We start from the raw sequence: 20,467 nt of genomic DNA on the forward strand, positions 1-20,467 counted from the left end.
ATACGGCGGGCTCACGGCCGCTGTACCGCCCGCGCCGCGCACCAGGAGTGCACCCCGGCGCCGAGCAGGGGCCCCAGCGACAACGCAACCGGAACCGACACCGTCACGGGCGCGACGGGGGCGGCCAGCACAATCGCCGCGGCCGCGGTGGCCACCACCCACCCCAGCGAGTAGGCGCGGTGCTGCTCCACCGCCAGGCACGCCGCGCCGGTGAGAAACAGCGTGCCCGTGCACGCCGACGCCACCGTCAGCCCCGCGAGCACCCAGCCGGAGAGCCGGTAGCCCTCACCCAGCAGCCACACCATGAGCTGCGGGCCGATCGCCCCGGCCAGGATCGCGCCGGCGGCACCGACGGCGGCGACGAGGCCCAAGGGGCGGGCCAGCGCGGCGGGGTCGCGCCGGCGGACGAACGCCACGATGAGGGCGGACTGGAAGCGTTGCAGCGGCACGAGGATCGGCGCCCTCGTCAGCGTCACGCCGAGCATGACGGCGCCGAGCACGGCGGGGTCGGTGCGCGACCCGGCCAGCACCGTCGCGAAGGCGGGGAAGCCGACGATGAGCACCGCCGATGCTCCCGAGGCCGTCATGGCATGGCCGCTGCGCCGCAGCAGCAGCCGCGCGTCGGCGTCGAGGGGGCTGCGCACCGCCCGTCGGGCGCGGGTAGACACCGCGAGCACCACCAGCCACGTCGCCGCGCCCATCACCGTTACCAGGTAGAACGCGGCCAGGCCGGCGCCCAGCCGCCACGCCACACACGCCACGAGCAGCCGGGCGGCGGAGTCGAGGGCGACGATGAGGGCGTAGGGGCGCCAGGAGCGTCGGCCGGCGAGCATCCCCAGCGTCAGCGCCTGGAAGGTGTACAGACTCGTGCCGGCCACCAGCAGCGACGACGCCCCCACGTCGAGGGTCACCCCGTTGGTGGCCCTGGACCACGCCGCCAGCGCCGCGCCCACCACGACGACGGCCGAGCCGGCGAGGAGTGCGGACACCCGCCAGGCCGTCGGGCCCGGAACCGTTCGGGCCGCCGGGCGTTCCCGGGCCGCCGCCACCGAGCGTGAGGTCTCGTGGGTGAGGCCGTCGAGCACGCCGGTGAGCGTGAAGAACAACCCCCAGTAGGCCATGAAACGCGCGACGACGGCGGGGTCGAAGGCGCGCCCGGCGACGAGGATGACGCCGAAGCCGGAGAGCGCGGCGATGATCGTCGCCGCCGAGAGCGATTTCACGAGGCCGCAGGGAAGTCCGGCAGGTCGGTGGCGTACACCCACCGCTGCAGCACGTCGTCCACCGCGGCCCGCCCGACCGCGTGATAGCCGGCGTCGGCCACCGCGTAGAGCTCGCGACGCAGGTCAATCGGTTCGACGATGCCGTGCCGGCCGGCGGCGACGTAGGAACGCAGAGCGTGGAAGAACGCGTCGTCGCCAAGCAGCACCCGCAGGGCGTGGACGGTGAGCGCGCCGCGTTTGTACACCCGGTCGTCGAACATGGCGTGCGGGCCCGGATCGGCGAGTAGCAGGTCAGCGGGTTGCGCACGTAGGCCGGCGTAGTGCTGGTAGGCGGAGGACGCGGCGGGGACACCGCGGTGTTCGAACCACAGCCACTCGCAGTAGCAGGCGAAACCCTCGTTGAGCCAGATGTCATTCCACTGGGCCAGGCCTAGCGAATTGCCGAACCATTGGTGAGCCAGCTCGTGGGCGATGAGGCGCTCCCACCGGCCGGCCTCGCGAATGTGGTTGGCGCCGAAGATGGACAGGCCTTGGGCCTCCAGGGGGATGTCGAGATCGTCCTCGGTCACCACCACCGTGTAGGCGGGGAAGGGGTAGCGCCCGAATAGTCCCTCGAAGTACTGAAGCATCTCGGCCTGGTCGCCGAGCTCACGGGCGGCAGCGGCGGCCAGGGACGGCGGGACCCACGCGGCGCAGCGGTCGCCGAGATCCAGGCGCGTGTACTCGCCGATCTGCACCGTCGCCAGGTAGGTGGCCATCCGGTGGCGGGTGCGGTAGTGCCACGTCGACGTCGAGCCGTGACGCTCCCGGGAGACGAGGTCCCCCGGGCACACGACGACGTAGGGGTTATCGGCGGTAACCCGCAGGTCGTAGGTGGCCTTCTCGTCGGGGGTGTCGTCGCACGGAAACCACGTCGGTGCCCCGTTGGGCTGGGAGGCGACGAGCAGGCCGTTGCGCAGCTCCTCCCAGCCGATCTCCCCCCAGGCGGTGCGCCGCGGCTGCGGCTGCCCGCCGTAGCGGATCTCCAGGGTGAACTCGGTGTCCACCGGGACCGCGTCGGCGAAGTGGATGCGCACCTTGCCGCCGCGTTGGGAAAACCGGGTGACGGTGACACGGCGGCCAGCGGAGCCGCGGGCGTCGACGCGCCGTACCGGCAGCGTGCTCACCAGGTCCAGGGTGAGGCTGGCCAGCTCCCGCCACGTGACAATGAGCAGGCGGGCGCGGGCGTCGAGCCGGTTGGGCGCCACGCGGTAGTTGAGGTCGAGGTCATAGTGGCGGACGTGAAACCCCAGGTTGAAGTCGACGCCCGTGTACTCGTCGCGGGTCCCGGGGACGTCGGTGGTGCGCAGCCTGGATGTCATAACGGGCCAATGTTACCCAAGCCGGTCGGCCAGCCATTGATAAATGAGCGACTCGACATGCGCGACCTGCCCATTATCCGCGGCCCCAGCGTGCCCGCCGACGGCGTTCTCGTAATAGTCCACTGGCTGGCCGGCGGCGGAGAGCCGGTGCGCAAACAGGCGCGCGTGGGCGGGGTGCACGCGGTCATCCCGGGTCGACGTCGTCACCAGCGCCGGCGGGTAAGGGCGCTCCGAGGCGTCGACGACGTTGTGCAGAGGTGACCACGTCTCGATGGCGGCGCGGTCGGCGGGGTCCTCAGGGTTGCCGTACTCCGCCATCCACGACGCCCCGGCCGACCACGTGTGGTAGCGCAGCATGTCCGTCAGCGGCACCTGGATCACCGCGGCAGCGAAGGCCTCCGGGTAGCGGGTGAGCGCGCCGGCGGTGAGCAGCCCGCCGTTCGAACCACCCCGAATGCCCAGGGTAGCGGGGGTGGCATAGCCGCGGGCGACGACGTCGCGCAGCACCGCCTCGTGGTCCTCCCACACCTTGTGCCGGTTGCGGCCGGTGACCTGGGAGTGCCAGGCCGGGCCGAACTCACCGCCGCCTCGCAGGTTCGGCTGGACGACAATGCCGCCGCGCTCCAGCCACGCCACGCCCCGCACGCCCGAATACCCGGGTAGGAGCGACACCTCGAAGCCGCCGTAGCCCACGACGAGCGTCGGGCGGGGGCCGTCGTCGAGGCGCCCGGTGACGAAGTACGGCACCCGGGTCCCGTCCGCGGAGACCGCCCAGTGCTGGCGGGTGGTCATGCCGCTGGCGTCGAAGCGCGCTGGGGCCTGCTTGACGAGGGCCGGGGTGGGGCCGGCGGCGAGGTCGAGGCGGTACAGCGCCGGCGGGGTGGTGAAGGAAGAGGCGCTGATCCACACCTCGTCGCCGTCGAGCTGGCTGGCCGACACCACGCTGGCAGTGACGAGCTCAGGCAGGGCCAGGGGCAGCGCCGGGCCGTCGAGCCGACGCAGCGGGTAGGCGAGCAGCCTGGTGGCCACCTCCTCCAGGACCGTGAGCACCAGGTAGTTCTTCGTCAGGGTAAGGCTTTGCAGGGAGGTGTGCGGCGTCGGGGCGAAGATGGTGCGCACGTCGCGGGACCCGGCGAGGAAATCCTCCAGTTCGATCGCCCCGAGCGAGCCGGCGGGCAGGCCGGCGTAGGCGCTGCGCGGGGCGAGCAGCAACCACGGGCCGGTGACGGTGACATCGCAATCCTCCGGCAGCTGAAGGACCACCTGGCCGTCGGCGGTGGATACCGAGGTGACGGTGTCGTAGAAGTTCACCGCGCGGGTGATGACGATCCGGCCGGTCAGCGGGTCGACGTGGCCGCCGATGGCGACGTCGTCGTGGGTGCCGGTGGCGAGGATCTCGGCGTCGTCGACGGCCTCGCCGCGTCGCCAGCGACGCACCTGCGCCGGGTACCCGGAAGCAGTGAGGGAGGATTCGCCCGTGTCAGTGCCGACGATGACGCTGTCCTCGTCGATCCACGAAATGTCCGTCTTGGCCTCAGGCAGGACGAAGCCAGCGTCGACGAACTCCTTGTCCTCGACGTCGAACTCGCGCATGACGGTGGCGTCCGCCCCGCCGCGGGACAGGCGCACGAGGGCGCGGCGCGGCACCGGGCACACGCTGGCGCCCTTGAACACCCAGTCCTCGTGCTCGGCGGCGGCCAGGGCGTCAATATCGAGCAGGACCTCCCACTCCGGTTCCGCGGTGAGATAAGACTCCAAGGTCGTGCGCCGCCACAGGCCGCGGGGGTGAGCCCCGTCGCGCCAGAAGTTGTAGAGCCGATCGCCGCGGCGGGTGACCTCGGGGATCCGATCGTCGGAGTCGAGGACGCGACGCAGCCCGGCCTGCAGATCCGCGCGGGCAACCGCGGCGTCGGTCGCCTGAGACCACGAAGACGCCCAGGCCAAGGCCTCGGGCGTCTGGGTGGACTCGAGTATCGACGGATCAATGGCGTGGCGCGACATGGCGCCAGCTTAACCTACCGGCGGTTAGCCAAACAGGCCCGCCTGGAGGATGGGCCAGGAATCGTACTGGTCCGCGCGCCACGACGGCCAGGAGTGGGTGCCGGTGTTGCGGAAGTTGAAGGTGGCCGGGATGCCCAGCGAGTTGAGCTTCGCCTCAAGCTGGTGGGTGGACGCGTTGGTGGCGAACTCGATGACGCCGCCCTCGATCTGGAGGGTGGAGGAACCCGCGACGGCCGCCTGCGGGCTAGCGCCGTGCTCCATCAGGTAGGACGGGGTGTCGGTGATGCTGGCCAGGCCAGAACCGTTGGAGAAGTACAGGTGCTTGGTCTCGCGCAGGCCCTCGGCGTTGAGCAGGGCGTCGTTGCGCTTGGCGAAGTCCCCGCCGACGGGGCCGAGCATCTGCTCCGGGGTCGCGTCCGCGCGGTCCAGGGTGAGGCCGTGGACCTTGTAGGACGCCGGGTCGGAGGTGCTGTAGAAGCCCGAGAAGCCGGCCACCGCGCTGTAGAAGCCCGGGTTGTGGGCGGCGAGCAGGGCGGCCGAGGTGGCGGACATCGAGAAGCCGACGATGGCGCGGCGATCGTTAGCGCCGATGGCCGGCTCGATGGAACCCGGAAGCTCCTTGGTGAGGAAGGTCTCCCACATCTGGGGGCCGTTGAGCAGGCCGCTGTTCGGCTTCGAGTACCAGTCCAGGTAGTAGGAGAAGGCGCCGTCCATCGGGATGACGACATTGACGCTCTTGCCGGAGTAGAAGTCGATGGTGCCCTTGTAGTCCTCGTCCGGGCGGGACTTGTTGAGGGCCAGCCAGTCATTGTTCTGCTCGGCGCCGCCGGCGCCGTTGAGCAGGTAGATGGTCGGGGCACCGGAGACGCGCTCGCCGGCCTCGTTGGTGGCGGCGACAACGGCGACGGGGATGTCGCGCTGCATCGACTCGGAGTACACGTAGTAGCCATCAACCCGGTCGTCCTGGCCGGCGATGGCGGTCCACTTACGGGTGGCGTCGAAGTCAGAGATGTTGTCAGCGGAGATGAGAACAGCTCCCTTGGCCGGGGCCTCGGGGGTGTCAGCCACGACGTTCGGGGCAAGGCCCACCGTCACGGCGACGGCGAGCGCCGGGATGAGCGAGCGCACGTACTTGTTCATATGTACCTAGGATCCTTCGAATACGGGAGTAGCGGGCCGGGGCCGGAAGCCCAGACCTGAGCTTCTTCTTAGAGCATGCTAGCTGGAAGATGGGTGGTGAGCAACCAAAAACTGTGTCATAATCTTGCGTGCCCGAGCCGGTGGCGTCGCCTACGTGAGGTGACGTTCCCGGCGCTTCTTGATTCCCGATCGAAGGATTATTGACATGGATCTTCTGTCCACCCTCCAGGTTGCCCTCAACGAGGTTCTCGGCGGCTTCGTCCACGAAGGCTCCTCCGTCACCGCCGCCCTGTCCTCCGAGGCGAACCTGTTCTAACAGTGCGGTGGACATCGGGGTGATCACCCCCGAGTGTGTCCCCCGACCAACACCACCCCCGCGCCGCAGTGCGACATGGGGGTGGTGTTTTCCGTATCCTGAGGGGCATGGCTCAAGATCACTTTGATGTAGTAGTACTCGGCGCCGGCCCCGGCGGTTACGTTGCCGCCATCCGCGCGGCCCAGCTTGGGAAGAAGGTGGCCGTCGTCGAAAAGCAGTACTGGGGCGGCGTGTGCCTCAACGTCGGCTGCATTCCCTCCAAGTCGCTGATCCGCAACGCCGAGGTGGCCTACACGTTCAACCACGAGGCCAAGACCTTCGGCATCAAGGGCGAGGTGGAGTTCGACTACGCGGATGCGCACAAGCGCTCCCGGAAGGTCTCCGAGAAGATCGTCGGCGGCATCCACTACCTCATGAAGAAGAACAAGATTACAGAGATCCACGGCCTGGGCTCCTTTAAGGACGCTAAGACCCTGGAAATCACCGAGGGGGACGATGCTGGGAAGGTTGTCACCTTCGATAACTGCATCATCGCCACCGGTTCCGTGGTCAACACCCTGCGGGGGGTGGAGTTCTCGGAGAACGTTGTGTCCTTCGAGGAGCAGATCCTCAACCCGGTGGCCCCGAAGTCGATGGCCATCGTCGGCGCCGGCGCCATCGGCATGGAGTTCGCCTACGTGCTCGCCAACTACGGCGTTAAGGTCACCATCATTGAGTACATGGACCGGGTGCTGCCGAACGAGGACCCGGAGGTCTCCAAGACCATCGCCCGGGCGTACAAGAAGCTCGGCGTGAAGCTGCTGCCGGGCCACGCCACGACGGCGGTGCGCGACAATGGCGACTCCGTGGAGCTTGATTACCAGAAGAAGGGCTCCGATAAGACGGAGACGATCACCGTCGATCGGGTCCTGGTGTCCGTGGGCTTCCGCCCGCGTACCGAAGGCTTTGGCCTGGAGAACACTGGTGTGAAGCTCACCGAGCGCGGCGCCATCGAGATTGATGACTTCATGCGCACCAACGTCGAGGGCATCTACGCCATCGGCGATGTCACCGCTAAGCTGCAGCTCGCCCACGTCGCGGAGGCGCAGGGCGTGGTGGCCGCCGAAACCATCGCCGGCGCCGAGACCGCTCCGCTGGGCGACTACTTGATGATGCCGCGCGCTACCTTCTGCAACCCGCAGGTGGCGTCCTTCGGCTACACCGAGGCGCAGGCGAAGGAGAAGTGGCCGGACCGCGAGATCAAGGTGGCGTCTTTCCCCTTCTCTGCCAACGGCAAGGCAGTCGGCGCCGCGGAGATCGACGGCTTCGTCAAGCTCGTGGCCGACGCCGAGCACGGCGAGCTGCTCGGTGGCCACATGGTCGGCCACGGCGTCGCGGACTTCACCCCGCAGCTCACCCTGGCGCAGAAGTATGACATCACCGCCGGGGAAATCGCCCGCAACGTGCACATCCACCCGACCATGTCGGAGGCGATGAAGGAGGCGGCCCACGGCATCGAGGGCCACATGATTAACCTCTAGCCTGCTCGGGCATCCGGGGGGAGAACCCGTCGAGGCGACGCCGGCTGCGGCCGGGACGCGTCGGCGGGTTGCGCCTTTCCCACCTTCGATTGACACCCCGGTGGGGCGGTGTGGTCTTTGTCACCAAAAAGTGTGAGCAACCTCATATTTTCGGAGGAATCGATGCTATCTGGGGGTAACAACCTATGCACCTGTCATTTCTCTGAGCGAGTTAATTTAGGCTAACCTAAAAGTTCCTGGTCTCGGGGGTGCTAGGCCCCGTCGAGGCCCGGCGTGAGCTGGCCTTAAGCTACAGCGGACCTCTAGAGTGAAAGACAGACACTGGAGGTGCCATGACTGTTAAAGACGTAGACCGTGAAGCAATCCGTCACGGGAAAATTACCGAACAGCCGCTACGTGAGCGGCCGGCCTACCCGACGTGGGCCATGAAACTTGTGATGGCCGTCACCGGCCTCATCTTCGCCTTGTTTGTGGTTTTCCACATGGTGGGCAACCTGAAGGTGTTCCTGCCGGATCACGACGGGGTCCCCGCCATCAACGTGTACGGCGAGTGGCTGCGCTCCCTCGGTGAGCCGCTGCTCCCGCACGAGGGCTTCCTGTGGATCTTCCGCGTGACCCTGCTCACGGCCCTGATCCTTCACGTTCACGGCGCGATCACCCTGCACGCCCGTTCGCGCAAGTCCCGCGGCAAGTTCTCCCGCACGAACCTCATGGGCGGCCTGGACTCCAGCGCCACCCGGTCCATGCTCATCACCGGCGTTCTCCTGCTGGCCTTCGTGATCTTCCACCTGCTGGACCTCACGATGGGCGTGGCGCCGGCGGCCCCGGAGAGCTTCGTTCATGGTGAGATCCAGAACAACATGGTCGCTACCTTCTCGCGCTGGCCGGTGACCATCTTCTATGTCGTCGCCATGCTGGGCCTGTTCATGCACCTGTACCACGGTATTCGCCTCATGGCCTCGGACCTGGGCATCACCGGCCACAAGGGAATGAAGATCTTCGCCTTCCTTGCCGCCGTGATCCCCGCGCTCACCGTGATCGCCAACATCATCATGCCCGTGTCCATCGCACTTGGCGTGCTGAGCTAGGAGACTTGGAAGAAGCAATGAGCAACAACGACAACTTCACCAACCCCCAGTCCTCCGTCGCCGGAGTGACTGTCGGTCGCATTCTTGACAACGCCGAGCCCAAGGGCGTCTCGACCAAGGACATGTGGGAGTACCACAAGGACCACATGAACCTGGTCTCCCCGCTCAACCGCCGCAAGTTCAGCATCCTCGTGGTCGGCACCGGCCTCGCCGCCGGCGCCGCCGCCGCGGCCCTCGGCGAGCTGGGCTACCAGGTGAAGGCCTTCACCTACCACGACGCGCCGCGCCGCGCCCACTCCATCGCCGCACAGGGCGGCGTCAACTCCGCCCGCGGCAAGAAGGTTGACAACGACGGCGCCTACCGCCACGTCAAGGACACCGTCAAGGGCGGCGACTACCGCGGCCGCGAGTCCGACTGCTGGCGCCTGGCCGTCGAGTCGGTCCGCGTCATCGACCACATGGCCGCCATCGGCGCCCCCTTCGCCCGCGAGTACGGCGGCACCCTGGCCACCCGCTCCTTCGGTGGTGTGCAGGTCTCCCGCACCTACTACACCCGCGGCCAGACCGGCCAGCAGCTGCAGCTGTCGACCACCTCGGCCCTGCTGCGTCAGATCCACCTCGGCAACGTGGAGATGTTCACGCATTCCGACATGCAGGAACTCATCGTCACCGAGAAGGACGGCGTGAAGCGGTGCGAGGGCATCGTCACCCGCAACCTCATCACGGGCGAGCTGGAGGCCCACACCGGCCACGCGGTCATCCTCGGCACGGGCGGGTACGGCAACGTCTACCAGATGTCCACGCTGGCGGTGAACTCCAACGCCTCGGCGATCATGCGCGCCTTCGAGCAGGGTGCCTTCTTCGCCTCCCCGGCGTTCGTGCAGTTCCACCCGACCGGCCTGCCGGTCAACTCCACGTGGCAGTCCAAGACCATCCTCATGTCCGAGTCGCTGCGTAACGACGGCCGCATCTGGACCCCGAAGGAAAAGGGCGACGACCGGGACCCGAACACCATCCCGGAGGAGGAGCGCGACTACTTCCTGGAGCGCCGCTACCCGGCCTTCGGCAACCTGGTCCCGCGTGACGTCGCCTCCCGCGCGATCTCCCAGCAGATCAACGCCGGCTTCGGCGTCGGCCCGCTGCACAACTCCGCCTACCTGGACTTCAAGGACGCCTTCCAGCGCCTGGGCGTGGACACGGTGGATTCCCGCTACTCCAACCTCTTCAAGATGTACGAAGAGGCGACCGGCGAGAACCCGCACGACACCCCGATGCGCATCGCCCCGACCTGCCACTTCACCATGGGTGGCCTGTGGACCGACTTCAACGAGATGACGTCCATTGACGGCCTCTTCGCCGCTGGCGAGTGCTCCTGGACCTACCACGGCGCGAACCGCCTGGGCGCGAACTCGCTGCTGTCTGCGTCCGTCGACGGCTGGTTCACCCTGCCGTTCACGGTGCCGAACTACCTGGCGAACCACCTCAACGAGCCGGTGCTCGCCACCGACTCGCCGGAGGCCCTCGCCGCACTGGAGCGCGCCGAGAACCGCGTCACCACGCTGCTGTCCGTTCAGACCGAGGACCCGAAGCCGGCGGAGGACTTCCACCGCGAGCTCGGCGAAATCCTCTACCGCGGCTGTGGCGTGTCCCGCACCGAGGCCGGCCTGACCGAGGCCCTCGACGCGGTGCGCGACCTGCGTCAGCGCTTCTGGAAGGACGTGCGCGTCCCCGGCGGCAATGACTACATGAACCAGGCGCTGGAGTACGCCCTGCGCGTCTCCGACTACATCGAGCTCGCCGAGCTCATGTGCATCGACGCCCTCGACCGCGACGAGTCCTGCGGTGCCCACTACCGCGAGGATCACCTCACCGACGATGGCGAGGCCGAGCGCGACGACGCCACCTGGTGCTTCGTCTCAGCCTGGGAGCGCACTGGCCAGAGCCAGTACACCCGCCACGCTGAGCCCCTTCGTTTCGAATCGATCCCGCTGCAGACAAGGAACTACAAGTAATGAAGCTCACTGTAGAGATCTGGCGCCAGGCCGGACCGAACAACGAGGGCGCCTTCGAAACCGTCTCGGTGGACGACGCCGTCCCGCAGATGTCCGTCCTGGAGCTGCTCGACCACATCAACGCCGGCATCGTGCGCCGCGGCGAGGAGCCGTACGCCTTCGCCTCCGACTGCCGCGAGGGCATCTGCGGCACCTGTGGCCTCATGGTCAACGGCCGTCCCCACGGCCCGCACCAGAACTCCCCGGCCTGCCAGCAGCGTCTCGTCGACTTCAACGACGGTGACACCATCAAGCTGGAGCCGCTGCGCTCCGCCGCCTTCCCGGTCATCAAGGACATGGTCGTCGACCGTTCCGCGCTGGACCGCGTGCTCTACCAGGGTGGCTATGTCTCCATCCAGGCCGGCACCGCCCCGGACGCCGACACCCTGCACCAGGGCCAGAACGAGGCCGAGTTCGCCCTCGACCACGCCGCGTGCATCGGCTGCGGCGCGTGCGTCGCCGCCTGCCCGAACGGTGCGGCCCACCTGTTTACCGGCGCCAAGCTGGTGCACCTGTCGCTCATGCCCCTGGGTAAGGAAGAGCGCGGCAAGCGTGCCCGCCAGATGGTGGACGAGCTGGAGACCAACTTCGGTCACTGCTCGCTGTACGGCGAGTGCGCCGACGTCTGCCCGGCCGGCGTTCCGCTGAGCGCCGTCGGTGCGGTGAACACCGAGCGTGCTCGTGCGGCATTCCGCGGCAAGGACGACTAACCACGGATTAGAATAAGGGGCCAACCGTTGTTGGCCCCTTCCTACATAGAAAGAGAGAACAAGGACCAATGGGCTCCCAGACTTCCACCCCGGCCGCTGAGGCCTCGTACCCCACCTACTCCCGCGGCCACGCGGAGGAAGCCTACATCCAGGGCTATGAACCGGTGTCGCTGCTGGCGTCGCACTCCTCGCTCAACACCACGTCCCTGTGGCTGGGCTTCGGTCTGATCCTGGCCTCGATGGCCGGCTTCTACATGCTCATCACCGGCCTGTCCGCCAACCTGCTGGTGGAGCGCTCCACCGCCTACAACCCGGACGTGCTCACCGTCGCCGGTGGCCTGCTGGCCCTGGCCTGCCTGGTCGGCGGTTTTGGCCTGGTGTACTTCGCTCGCCGGAACTACCGCGCTTACGTCAAGCGCACCGGGCGCCGCAACTAACCTGACCTTTTGCCCGGTGGGAGCCCGCCGCCACTAAGGCCATACATTCCTCGAACCGGGGTCGCGAATGAGTGTCGCGGCCCCGGTTCGCCGTACTCTATGGGGCATGGATGATTTTTCCACCATGCCCGGACCCGACCCGGAGCTCGACGCTCAACGTCGCCGCGCGCTGCGCAACTACAAGGCGTTCGTCACCGGCTTGTTGGGCCTCGCCGCGGTGATCTTCTTTGCCTGCTCCTACTGGCAGGCGCATCCCGGGTCGGCCCTGGGCGTCGCACCGTCGTGGGTGGGCTACGTCCGCGCCGCCGCGGAGGCCGGCATGGTTGGTGGCCTGGCGGATTGGTTCGCCGTCACGGCGCTGTTCCGCCACCCGCTGGGCGTGCCCATCCCGCATACGGCTCTCATCCCGAAGAAGAAGGACCAGCTAGGCGGGGCGCTGAGCGAGTTCGTGGGGGATAACTTCCTCAACCCCCAGCTCATCACGGAAAAGGTGGCCAACGCCGAGGTCCCGGAGAAGATCGGCTCCTGGCTGGTGCAGGACGATCACGCCCAGATCGTGTCCCGGGAGGTGGGGCGCTTCCTTGTGAAGGCGACCCGGGCCGTCGACCCGCTGGAGGCCCAGGCGCTCATCGATACCCACCTGGTGCAGCGCGTCGCCGAGCCGAAATGGGGCCCGCACATCGGGCGCTTCCTCGATAGTCTCATCGCCGACGGTAAGACCGAGCCGATGGTGGACGCCGTCATCGCCTGGTCCCGGCGGCGAATCCGGGGAGCGGAGTCCTCCATCGTGTCGATGATCGACGACCGGATGCCGTCGTGGGCCCCGCAATTCGCCAAGGACCTCGTAGGCGAGCGGGTGTTTAGGGAACTGGTGGCGTTCGTCGAGGAGATCGACCGCAACCCCGACCACGAGGCGCGGCGCACCATTCGGCGCTTCATCGCCCAGCTAGCCACGGACCTCAAGCACGACCCGATGATGATCGCCCGGGTGGAGTCCGTCAAGCGGGACCTCATGGGCTCGGCGGCGGTGAAGGCCGCGCCGGGGCGCATGTGGGAGGTGCTGTCGGCGGCGATCATCGACGCCGCGTCGGACGACAACTCGGCGCTGCGGGTGAAGATCGCTGAGACCTGCCTCGATTGGGGCGAGCGGGTCCACAACGACGCCGAACTGCGCGCGCGGCTGGATCAGCGGATCACCGCGGGCGCGCGCTTCCTCGCGGAGAACTACTCCGGGGAGGTCACCGCCATCATCTCGGAGACGATCGAGGGCTGGGACGCCGCGGAGGCCAGCGACAAGATCGAGGTCATGGTGGGCAAGGACCTGCAGTTTATCCGGCTCAACGGCACCATCGTCGGTGCGTTGGCGGGGCTGCTTATCTACACTGTGAACCAGCTACTGTTCGGATAAATGTGAGGACGTCTTCTGCCATGAGCGATAAGAACAATCTCTTCGACGACATAAAGAACGTCGGCGCCACCCTGGGTTCGGTGGCGTCCGAATTTGCCGGCCGGCTCCGTGAGGAGCGCTCGAATGCCGCCACTGCCGACGAGGCCACGCTGTTGCAGCGTCTGCGCACCGCGGCAGCCGGCGCCCGCGACCGCTTCAATGAGTCCAAGGGCACCGACGGCGTCAAGGCCGCCGCCACCGATTTTGCCACCGAGGCCGAGAGCATCGTCCGGGACCTCGTCGACGCGCTCGGCGCCGCCGCCGGCGGGACCAAGGACTCCGAGGCCTACGCCCAGGCCAGCACGCTGATCTCCGACACCCTGGACAACGCCCGCACTAAGGCGCAAAACCTGGGCCCGAAGAAGACGGGCGACGACGCCGCCGACGGCGAGAAGGACGGCGACGCCACCTCCCGCCTGGAGGACCTCATGACCCGGCTGCGCGGCGACGCCAAGGAGGACGTGAAGACCCAGCCGGACATCATCGACGGCGAGGTCATTTCGGTGGATCCGGACACGGGGGACAGCAAGTAGATGGCGGTAGAGATCTTCCGGGCCTTCGGGCTGCTGCAACTAGGACTTTTTGGGGCTATCGCCGCGGCCGGCGTCATCGGCGCCGCGCTCGCCGCGACGACCCGGCCGGACGCCTTCGAGGCCGCGGACCGGATGGCCAAGTTCCGGTGGGTGGCCATCCTGCTGGGGTCGGCCTTTGTGACGGTTACCCAGTTCCCATTCCTGTCGTGGATCGGGATGGTCGCCATCGGCGTCTACTGGTTCGACGTCCGCCCGCAGCTGCGGGACATTGTCTCCGGCAACTACGACTGGTAACGCCGCCGCTTAGGAATTCCCGGAGGACAGAACCGTCTGCAGGGGGACGTCGGTCCCGGAGGCGGTGACGCGCAGCCCGCCGTCGACGACGGTGAGGTCCTCCAGCAGCGTCAGCGCCGGCCCGGCCTGCTGCTTCGCCCCCTCCTGGAGGGCGCGGGTGATCTCCGTGGTCACCTCGGCCGGCAGATCGAAGCCGAGGATCTCCGCACCGGCGGCTTCGATGGTGGCCTGGTCGCCGACCTTCGCCGGGGTGAGGGACAGCCGCGCGGCGCCCGCGAGGAACTCCACTTCGATGACGTTGCGTTCCGGCTGGGACGTGACCTTGGTGACCATGTTCTCGGGCGTGAGCAGCGGCACGGTCGTGTCCACGTTCTCGGCCAGCGCCTGGCGGATGGCGGCGAGCATGACCTCATCGCTCATGCTGGTGACGACCTGGATATCGCGCGCCACATACGGGGCGGACAGTTCCATGCCGGAAATGTCGATGTCTGCGCCCGGCAGGCCGGTCACCGTCCCGTCGGGGGCGACGGTGAGGGAGTCTGGGGTGGTCATGGCGAAAGAGCGCACGGAGCCGAGGATCGGCGCGGCGATGAGCGGGGCGGAGCCGAAGGAGACCTCCGGTTCGGCGCCGGGCTCGGCGCCGGCGGCGCGGACTTCCTGCTGGTAGGCGCTGCGAACCTCGTTCGCCACATACGTGCGCGCCAGCACCTCACCGGCGACGAGCGCCACGACGAGCAGCACGAGAGTAATGACAAGGAACTTCGCGGCGCGGGCGCCGGCTTTCGTGGCAGACATGGGTGCCATTGTGTCATGGCCGCGGCGCGACATGCTCCCAGGCGATCGTCAGCACGGCGTCGCGGGAGCGGCGTCGGGCGGTGAGCAGGGGCACCCCGTCGGCCACCAGCAGCTCCCGGGTCTTTTCCCACCGCACGCGCGGACCGTACGGCGCCCACCCGGCGGCCTTGTCCCAGGCGGCGTCGGCGGCGCGGAGCAGGTCGTGGATCGCCTCACCGGGGACGTTGCGGTGGATAAGCACCTTGGGCAGGCGTTCGGCGACGTCTGACGGCGCGGCGACGTCGCGCGGGTCCCACGCCAGCGTCAAAGTCTGGGGACCGGCGGCGTCGAGCAGCACCCAGGAGCAGCGCCGCCCCTGTTCGTCGCACGTGCCCTCCACGAACACCCCGCCCGGGGCCAGGCGGGAGGTCACCGCCTCCCAGGCGTTGGGCACCTCCGAGGCATCGTACTGGCGCAGCACGTTGAAGGCGCGCACGAGGTGGGGCCGGTAGCCGGCTAGTTCGAAGCCGCCGAGCTCGAAGCGGACCCCGTCGCGGGGTGGAAGCACCCGCGCGGGGTCGATTTCGAGGCCGACGACGTCCACGTCGGCGCGCAGTGTGCGCAGCCAACGCGCCCATTCCACGGTGGTGGTGTGGGAGGCGCCGTAGCCGACGTCGACGGCCAGGGGGTGCGCGGCGCCGGCGAGCAGCTCCCGGATGCGGGGATGGTGAACGCTCCAGCGGTCGCAGCGGCGCAGGCGGTTGACGCCCGTCGTGCCGCGGGTGATGACACCAATCGGCCGCCCGCGCCCGCCGGAGGCCCGGAGGTTGTGGGCGTGATCGGCCATCGTCGGCGGGGTTAGAGGTTCTCGGAAATCCAGCGGGCGGTGAGGTCGCCTTCGGACTGGAAGAGCTCGGCGAGGGCGTCGGCAACCTTCGGCTCGATGGCCGGACCCATGAACGGGATCTTGACGTTGACCTCGTTGTCGTAGGCGAGGGTGGTGGCGGTGTCGTCCCCGGACAGGGTTGCCTCGCCCGAGAAGTCAACGGGGGTGCCCTTGACGTCGGCGGTGTAGGAGTACGACGTGCCGTCGACGGTGACGACGCGCTTGACCTTGAGCGACTGCGACACCATGGCGCGCACGGCCTCGGGGAGCAGATCGATGGGCAGGACCTCGTACAACGTGGCGGTGTCACCAGAGAACTCGTGGACCTCGCCGGGTTCGGGGGAGAGGTTGGCGACGATGAACTCCCAGTACTCGCGGGAAGCGTAAGCCTGCTGCACCTTGGCCAGGGGCTGCGCAATGGTGACGGTGTTTTCACTACGGGTCGACATAGCACACAGGGTACCGTTAGCGAGGTGGAGCATTCACCTAAGCCTGGACAGTGTGACCCGTCGGCGACGCCGCGCCCGCCGAAAGCCGACTACCAAGCCTCGCTCACCGCGTTTGCGGCGGCAACGCCCGGCGTGACCGTGGAGACGGACACGAGCCTGAGCGCGCTCACGACGCTGCGTATTGGCGGCAGCCCCCGCGCGGTGGTGCGGTGCTCGACGCCGGAGGCGATCGTCGCCGTGTGCCGAGAGCTCGACGCCCGGGGGGAGCCGCTGCTCGTCGTTGGCGGCGGGTCCAACCTCGTGGTCGCCGAGGGGGAGGTGGATCTCACCGTGGTCCTCGTCGCTAACGACGGCATCAGCATCGACGGCGCGCGCGTCGTCGCCGGCGCCGGGGCGGTGTGGGACGACGTGGTGGTCGCCAGCATCAACGCCGGCCTCGGCGGGGTGGAGTGCCTGTCCGGTATTCCCGGTTCCGCGGGGGCGACGCCGGTGCAAAACGTCGGCGCCTACGGGGCGGAGATCGCCGACGTGCTGCGGCGGGTGCAGCTCTATGAACGCGCCACGGGGGAGGTCCGGTGGGTGCCGGCGGCCGAGCTGGAGCTGGCGTACCGCTACTCCAACCTCAAGTTCACGCAGCGCGCGGTGGTGTTGGCGATCGAGCTGGAGCTGACCGAGGACGGCCTGTCCCGGCCGCTGCGCTTCGGCCAATTGGCGGGCGAACCAGGCCAGCGCCGCCTGGCGGCGGAAGTGCGCCGGGAAGTTCTCGCGCTGCGGGCTGCCAAAGGCATGGTCCTCGATGCCGACGACCCCGATACCTTCTCCGCCGGGTCCTTCTTCACGAATCCGGTGGTGCCGGTCGCGGTCGCAGATGCGGTGCAGGAGCGGGTTCGCGCCGAGCGCGGCGACGAGGACGCGGACCGCATGCCGCGGTGGCCGGTGGAGCAGGAGCGGGTGAAACTCTCCGCTGCGTGGCTCATCGAGCGGGCCGGGTTCCCGCGTGGATTCCCCGGAGAGTCGGCGCCCGCGCGGCTGTCCACCAAGCACACCCTGGCCCTGACGAACCGGGGAGCGGCGACGACGCAGGACATCGTCGACCTGGCGCACCGGGTGAGCGACGGGGTCCGGGAGGCCTTCGGTGTGGACCTGGCCCCGGAGCCGGTGTGGGTGGGGGTCGCCTTCGAACGCCCCTAAAGCGTTAGGCCGCCTGGGGCAGCTTCGCCGGCGATTCGCTCGCGCAGGCGGTGACGCACACGGCGGGCCGCTGCGTCAGGGGAAGATAGGCGGCCGCGCTGACGTCGGGCAGCAAGAGTACCTTGATGCCGATCAGGCCGATCGCGATAGCGACGATGGCCGCGGCGATCATCGCACACACCGATCGTGCGAACTCCACGTTGGTCACTACGATCCCGCTCCTTACAACCGTTGGCTTGCTGCCTTCTGATTTGAAAGTCGTTCGCGTCCCGGAGATCGTTACACAACGCTCTACACTGGACCTATGACCTCTGATCACACGCTCCCCACCCCCTTAGAGCTCGACCAACAGTGGTTCGAAGCCCGCAGCGATTTCCACCGCGGCGCGATCGACCTAGCGACCTTCGGATCCCGGATCGCGCAGCTGCGCGCGAAGCTCGCCCCGGTCGCGGAGGGGGACGCCCGAGCCGTCAAGGAGCTCGATTACCGCTTCCGGCTCTCCGCCGTCGTCCCCCTGCTATCGGAGGATCCTGCCGAGGCGCTCGACGAACTCCTCGCCCTGCTCGAGCTGCATCGCAGCGCCCCGAGGAGCTACCCCGCCCACGAGGACGCCGTCCCCGGAAGCGGCGAGCTGGTCGACGGCGACGGCATCCCACTGCCGAACCGCTTCGACGACATGATGACCGGGCTCGGCGCCGTCGTGGCCGCCGACCCCACGGTGAGCCTCACCCGGGTGATGGCCGTAGCCGAGGCGGAGGCGAGCTACTGCCGCGAGCGTGACATCGACGCAGCCACGGTGGCGAAAAACCGGGCCCAGATGTTCTTCGCGCTGGGCCGCTTCGACGAGGCCGACCAGGAACTTCACAGCCTCGCCAAGCTGGGGCTGGTCGATGGCGGCGGTATCGAATTCAACAGGCCCTGGCTCATGGAGCTCCAGCAGCGATTCGACGTGGCTCTGGCCCGCAACGACCTCGATTCGGTGAGGGAACTACTCGAGGCAGCCGACACTACCCCGCTCGCCACCCCTTTACATCCGGCGCTGATGTGGGCGACGGCGGCGATCGTCCTCGCCGAGGAGGACGGGCCGGACGCGACGATGCAGCGAGCGCGCCGCGTGCTTTCCAGCGCCGGGCATGATCAAGGCGCCGAAGCCTTTCTCACCGCGTTGCCCACCGCGTTCGCCGCCGGATGGGGGACGCAGGCGCTCGAGGTGCTCGTCGAGGCGGAGGCGCTCATCGCCTCACCGCGCGAGGTGCTGTGGCCGCTGACCGCCTGCTTCCAGGCGGCCGAGCGCGCCGGGCTGGGTGATTGTCGCATTCCGCGCTTCGACGCCCCGCGGTGGGCCGCCCAGGTGGGCCGGCCGTGCCGGAGCGTAGCCGAGGCGGCCGCGGCGTTCTACGAGACTGTTCGATCCGAGGCCGACGCCGCCGACGCGCGAAACCACAACACCGCTATCAGCGGACTGCTGGCGAAGCGGCTGCGTCCCCTGCCGTTCGCTCCGGCGGCGGAGACGCTTCTCGGCACGGTCGTCGAGGCGATTAGCGCGCGGACCTTCCCGACGCAGCCCGGTGAGGATCAGCTGAGCCGACTGCCCGAGGAGCACGTGCCCTCTCCCTGGACCTACCGGGGGTTCTATGAGCGCGCCGGACACCATAGCGCGGTGAACGCCCTGGAGAAGCAACTCGGCGAGCCCGACGGCGAGGCGCTGCGCCGGTTCTGTGAGGCGGTCGAGGGCGGCGACGACGAGTCCTCCGATCGGGACTTCATGGCGGTGGGGCAGCTGCTGGACCTTTACGACGACCTCAGCGCCGGCTCAGTTGACCTGGGCGGGGAGATCGAGGCGCCGGAGCTGCGCAGCATGATCGAGGTGGAATTGGCATGGCGCGCCGGGGCCTTGGACAGCCTTCGTGCCGCGGAGATCGCCGCCCGGGGCCTGCCGACCATCCTGCAGCTGGACCCGTCGTTCTGCGTTAATCGGGGCACCGCCTTGTACCTCATTATCCTCCGCCTGCTCAAGGATGACCCCGGCGAGCGGTCCGCCACCACGGATCTGCGGCGGTCCCTGCTGACGCTATTGTCCTCGGTGGCCGTCAACGAGCTGGCTAATCCCAACATGTGCTCGGAGCTGTTCGTCCTGTGCGAGGCGCTCATGAAGGAATCGGCGCTGCTGGAAACGGTGGGGCTCATTGAGCACACGAAGGAAAAAGTGGCCCTCCTCCACTTGCGCAAAGACAAGTACGACGAGCGCGGCGACGAAAACCTGGCGCACCTGTTCGTCATGAAGGCTGAAGTGCTGCGCGAGGCCGGCAACTATCTGTGGGCGGCGGTGGAGTACTTCCAGCTCGGAGAACAGATGGAGCAACACTTCGAGAGGTTGACGTCAGGGGAGCCGGTCGACGACCTGGATGCGCTCAGTGCCTTGACGTCGGCTCTGGCGGAGAACTGGGCGGAGATCCTTCGAACCTTCGTGGCGTGGGGCAACCTGGGATCCTTCGGCGAAGAATTGGACGCGATCCTCAAGCGCGTCAAGGAGGTGCACGAAAAGGGCCTCTACAAGGACATCAAACCCCGGGTGCGCGCCAAGCTGGCGGATGCGTGCCTTCGCGTGGCAGTCAGGTTCAGCGACGCGTATGCCGACGCGATACCCGAACGCGTGGCGGACTACCTCGAGGCCGCGCAGGGTTACGTCGACGCCGACCCGGATCCCGACGTGCTCCTGGCGACGGTGCGCACGGCGGCGGAGGTCGTCGACGTGCTGCTGGGCGCCAACCGGATTGAGCAGGCACAGCGCGTGGCGACCTGGGCGGCGTCGCACAGTCCCGCCTCCCGGGAACCGGAAGTCCACGTCACCGCGCTGGTGATGCTGGCGCGGGTGCATTACGCCGAAGGGGAGGCGCAGCGCGCTGGGTTCGTCCTGGAGACGGCGGCCGAGAAGGCCCAGGCCTACGGCCTGACCGGCTGCCTCAAGAGCATCGTCGAGGAGCTGCGGCGCGTCGGGCGCGACGACGAGCGGGCCGCGCAGCTGCTGCGGACGCTGCAGTAGCTA

18 protein-coding genes are annotated in these 20,467 nt (G+C 68.3%); 10 read left to right on the forward strand and 8 right to left on the reverse strand.

All coding sequences use genetic code 11. The annotated features are described in order from the left end of the window. Nucleotides 1-11 precede the first annotated feature (11 nt). The 4 genes from CUTER_RS01055 to CUTER_RS01070 are packed head-to-tail and all read right to left on the reverse strand — an operon-like array spanning nucleotide 12 to nucleotide 5,725. A complete protein-coding gene (locus tag CUTER_RS01055) occupies nucleotides 12-1,223 on the reverse strand; it encodes a hypothetical protein (RefSeq protein WP_047258865.1) in 1,212 nt (403 codons plus the stop codon). Beyond that, nucleotides 1,220-2,584 (reverse strand): M1 family metallopeptidase, encoded by a 1,365-nt coding sequence (locus tag CUTER_RS01060; RefSeq protein ID WP_047258866.1) that lies wholly within the window; start codon nucleotides 2,582-2,584, stop codon nucleotides 1,220-1,222. The genes CUTER_RS01055 and CUTER_RS01060 overlap by 4 nt, the downstream gene beginning before the upstream one ends. A 12-nt stretch (nucleotides 2,585-2,596) precedes the next feature. Beyond that, nucleotides 2,597-4,585 carry a prolyl oligopeptidase family serine peptidase gene (locus CUTER_RS01065; RefSeq protein WP_047258867.1) on the reverse strand — a complete coding sequence of 663 codons (1,989 nt, stop codon included), beginning with the start codon at nucleotides 4,583-4,585 and terminating at the stop codon, nucleotides 2,597-2,599. Nucleotides 4,586-4,609: 24 nt separating this feature from the next. Then, complete coding sequence (locus CUTER_RS01070; protein ID WP_047258868.1) at nucleotides 4,610-5,725, reverse strand: alpha/beta hydrolase; 1,116 nt, start codon at nucleotides 5,723-5,725, stop codon at nucleotides 4,610-4,612. A gap of 423 nt (nucleotides 5,726-6,148) precedes the next feature. Here CUTER_RS01070 and lpdA point away from each other — a divergent pair, with 423 nt between their 5' ends. From lpdA to CUTER_RS01110, 8 genes are all read left to right on the forward strand, one after another. After that, a complete protein-coding gene (gene lpdA, locus CUTER_RS01075) occupies nucleotides 6,149-7,561 on the forward strand; it encodes a dihydrolipoyl dehydrogenase (RefSeq protein WP_047258869.1) in 1,413 nt (470 codons plus the stop codon). A 332-nt stretch (nucleotides 7,562-7,893) separates the two neighbouring features. Next, entirely contained in the window at nucleotides 7,894-8,649 is a 756-nt protein-coding gene (locus CUTER_RS01080) for a succinate dehydrogenase cytochrome b subunit (protein ID WP_047258870.1), read from the forward strand. A gap of 17 nt (nucleotides 8,650-8,666) precedes the next feature. Beyond that, a complete protein-coding gene (locus CUTER_RS01085; RefSeq protein WP_047258871.1) occupies nucleotides 8,667-10,661 on the forward strand; it encodes a fumarate reductase/succinate dehydrogenase flavoprotein subunit in 1,995 nt (664 codons plus the stop codon). After that, nucleotides 10,661-11,410, forward strand: a complete 750-nt coding sequence (locus tag CUTER_RS01090) for a succinate dehydrogenase/fumarate reductase iron-sulfur subunit (protein WP_047258872.1) — start codon at nucleotides 10,661-10,663, stop codon at nucleotides 11,408-11,410. Before CUTER_RS01085 ends, CUTER_RS01090 begins: the two co-directional genes overlap by 1 nt. Nucleotides 11,411-11,478: 68 nt before the next feature. Continuing rightward, complete coding sequence (locus CUTER_RS01095) at nucleotides 11,479-11,847, forward strand: hypothetical protein (protein WP_047258873.1); 369 nt, start codon at nucleotides 11,479-11,481, stop codon at nucleotides 11,845-11,847. A 106-nt stretch (nucleotides 11,848-11,953) separates the two neighbouring features. After that, nucleotides 11,954-13,255 carry a DUF445 domain-containing protein gene (locus tag CUTER_RS01100; RefSeq protein WP_236684738.1) on the forward strand — a complete coding sequence of 434 codons (1,302 nt, stop codon included), beginning with the start codon at nucleotides 11,954-11,956 and terminating at the stop codon, nucleotides 13,253-13,255. A 20-nt stretch (nucleotides 13,256-13,275) separates the two neighbouring features. After that, nucleotides 13,276-13,827: a CGLAU_01105 family protein gene (locus tag CUTER_RS01105; RefSeq protein WP_047258874.1), complete on the forward strand. Its 552-nt coding sequence runs from the start codon at nucleotides 13,276-13,278 to the stop codon at nucleotides 13,825-13,827. After that, nucleotides 13,828-14,121 carry a DUF2516 family protein gene (locus CUTER_RS01110; protein WP_047258875.1) on the forward strand — a complete coding sequence of 98 codons (294 nt, stop codon included), beginning with the start codon at nucleotides 13,828-13,830 and terminating at the stop codon, nucleotides 14,119-14,121. It abuts the gene before it with no gap. 9 nt (nucleotides 14,122-14,130) lie between these two features. On the opposite strand, the gene CUTER_RS01115 is transcribed toward CUTER_RS01110, so the two are convergent. The 3 genes from CUTER_RS01115 to CUTER_RS01125 are packed head-to-tail and all read right to left on the reverse strand — an operon-like array spanning nucleotide 14,131 to nucleotide 16,230. Then, nucleotides 14,131-14,916, reverse strand: a complete 786-nt coding sequence (locus CUTER_RS01115) for an LmeA family phospholipid-binding protein (protein WP_047258876.1) — start codon at nucleotides 14,914-14,916, stop codon at nucleotides 14,131-14,133. A 13-nt stretch (nucleotides 14,917-14,929) separates the two neighbouring features. Continuing rightward, nucleotides 14,930-15,742: a methylase gene (locus tag CUTER_RS01120; RefSeq protein ID WP_047258877.1), complete on the reverse strand. Its 813-nt coding sequence runs from the start codon at nucleotides 15,740-15,742 to the stop codon at nucleotides 14,930-14,932. Between the two features lie 11 nt (nucleotides 15,743-15,753). Then, complete coding sequence (locus CUTER_RS01125; protein WP_047258878.1) at nucleotides 15,754-16,230, reverse strand: DUF2505 domain-containing protein; 477 nt, start codon at nucleotides 16,228-16,230, stop codon at nucleotides 15,754-15,756. Between the two features lie 24 nt (nucleotides 16,231-16,254). Here CUTER_RS01125 and CUTER_RS01130 point away from each other — a divergent pair, with 24 nt between their 5' ends. After that, nucleotides 16,255-17,421, forward strand: coding sequence for a UDP-N-acetylmuramate dehydrogenase (locus CUTER_RS01130; RefSeq protein WP_082121205.1), 1,167 nt, complete (start codon nucleotides 16,255-16,257; stop codon nucleotides 17,419-17,421). Between the two features lie 4 nt (nucleotides 17,422-17,425). Here the strand turns inward: CUTER_RS01130 and CUTER_RS01135 are convergent, their stop codons facing one another. After that, nucleotides 17,426-17,629, reverse strand: a complete 204-nt coding sequence (locus tag CUTER_RS01135) for a hypothetical protein (protein WP_047258880.1) — start codon at nucleotides 17,627-17,629, stop codon at nucleotides 17,426-17,428. Between the two features lie 96 nt (nucleotides 17,630-17,725). Between CUTER_RS01135 and CUTER_RS01140 the strand changes: the two genes are divergently transcribed. After that, nucleotides 17,726-20,464, forward strand: coding sequence for a hypothetical protein (locus CUTER_RS01140; RefSeq protein WP_047258881.1), 2,739 nt, complete (start codon nucleotides 17,726-17,728; stop codon nucleotides 20,462-20,464). The last annotated feature ends 3 nt before the right edge of the window (nucleotides 20,465-20,467 follow it).

Source organism: Corynebacterium uterequi (assembly GCF_001021065.1).
In the GTDB taxonomy this organism is placed as follows: domain Bacteria; phylum Actinomycetota; class Actinomycetes; order Mycobacteriales; family Mycobacteriaceae; genus Corynebacterium; species Corynebacterium uterequi.

What these genes read in the sequence shown, in the direction of transcription:
- CUTER_RS01120 (WP_047258877.1), bottom strand. Translation starts at nt 15,742, where the DNA reads ATGGCCGATCACGCCCACAACCTCCGGGCCTCCGGCGGGCGCGGGCGG.
- lpdA (WP_047258869.1), top strand. Translation starts at nt 6,149, where the DNA reads ATGGCTCAAGATCACTTTGATGTAGTAGTACTCGGCGCCGGCCCCGGC.
- CUTER_RS01095 (WP_047258873.1), top strand. Translation starts at nt 11,479, where the DNA reads ATGGGCTCCCAGACTTCCACCCCGGCCGCTGAGGCCTCGTACCCCACC.
- CUTER_RS01100 (WP_236684738.1), top strand. Translation starts at nt 11,954, where the DNA reads ATGGATGATTTTTCCACCATGCCCGGACCCGACCCGGAGCTCGACGCT.
- CUTER_RS01110 (WP_047258875.1), top strand. Translation starts at nt 13,828, where the DNA reads ATGGCGGTAGAGATCTTCCGGGCCTTCGGGCTGCTGCAACTAGGACTT.
- CUTER_RS01070 (WP_047258868.1), bottom strand. Translation starts at nt 5,725, where the DNA reads ATGAACAAGTACGTGCGCTCGCTCATCCCGGCGCTCGCCGTCGCCGTG.
- CUTER_RS01105 (WP_047258874.1), top strand. Translation starts at nt 13,276, where the DNA reads ATGAGCGATAAGAACAATCTCTTCGACGACATAAAGAACGTCGGCGCC.
- CUTER_RS01085 (WP_047258871.1), top strand. Translation starts at nt 8,667, where the DNA reads ATGAGCAACAACGACAACTTCACCAACCCCCAGTCCTCCGTCGCCGGA.
- CUTER_RS01060 (WP_047258866.1), bottom strand. Translation starts at nt 2,584, where the DNA reads ATGACATCCAGGCTGCGCACCACCGACGTCCCCGGGACCCGCGACGAG.
- CUTER_RS01065 (WP_047258867.1), bottom strand. Translation starts at nt 4,585, where the DNA reads ATGTCGCGCCACGCCATTGATCCGTCGATACTCGAGTCCACCCAGACG.
- CUTER_RS01080 (WP_047258870.1), top strand. Translation starts at nt 7,894, where the DNA reads ATGACTGTTAAAGACGTAGACCGTGAAGCAATCCGTCACGGGAAAATT.
- CUTER_RS01115 (WP_047258876.1), bottom strand. Translation starts at nt 14,916, where the DNA reads ATGTCTGCCACGAAAGCCGGCGCCCGCGCCGCGAAGTTCCTTGTCATT.
- CUTER_RS01140 (WP_047258881.1), top strand. Translation starts at nt 17,726, where the DNA reads ATGACCTCTGATCACACGCTCCCCACCCCCTTAGAGCTCGACCAACAG.
- CUTER_RS01090 (WP_047258872.1), top strand. Translation starts at nt 10,661, where the DNA reads ATGAAGCTCACTGTAGAGATCTGGCGCCAGGCCGGACCGAACAACGAG.
- CUTER_RS01125 (WP_047258878.1), bottom strand. Translation starts at nt 16,230, where the DNA reads ATGTCGACCCGTAGTGAAAACACCGTCACCATTGCGCAGCCCCTGGCC.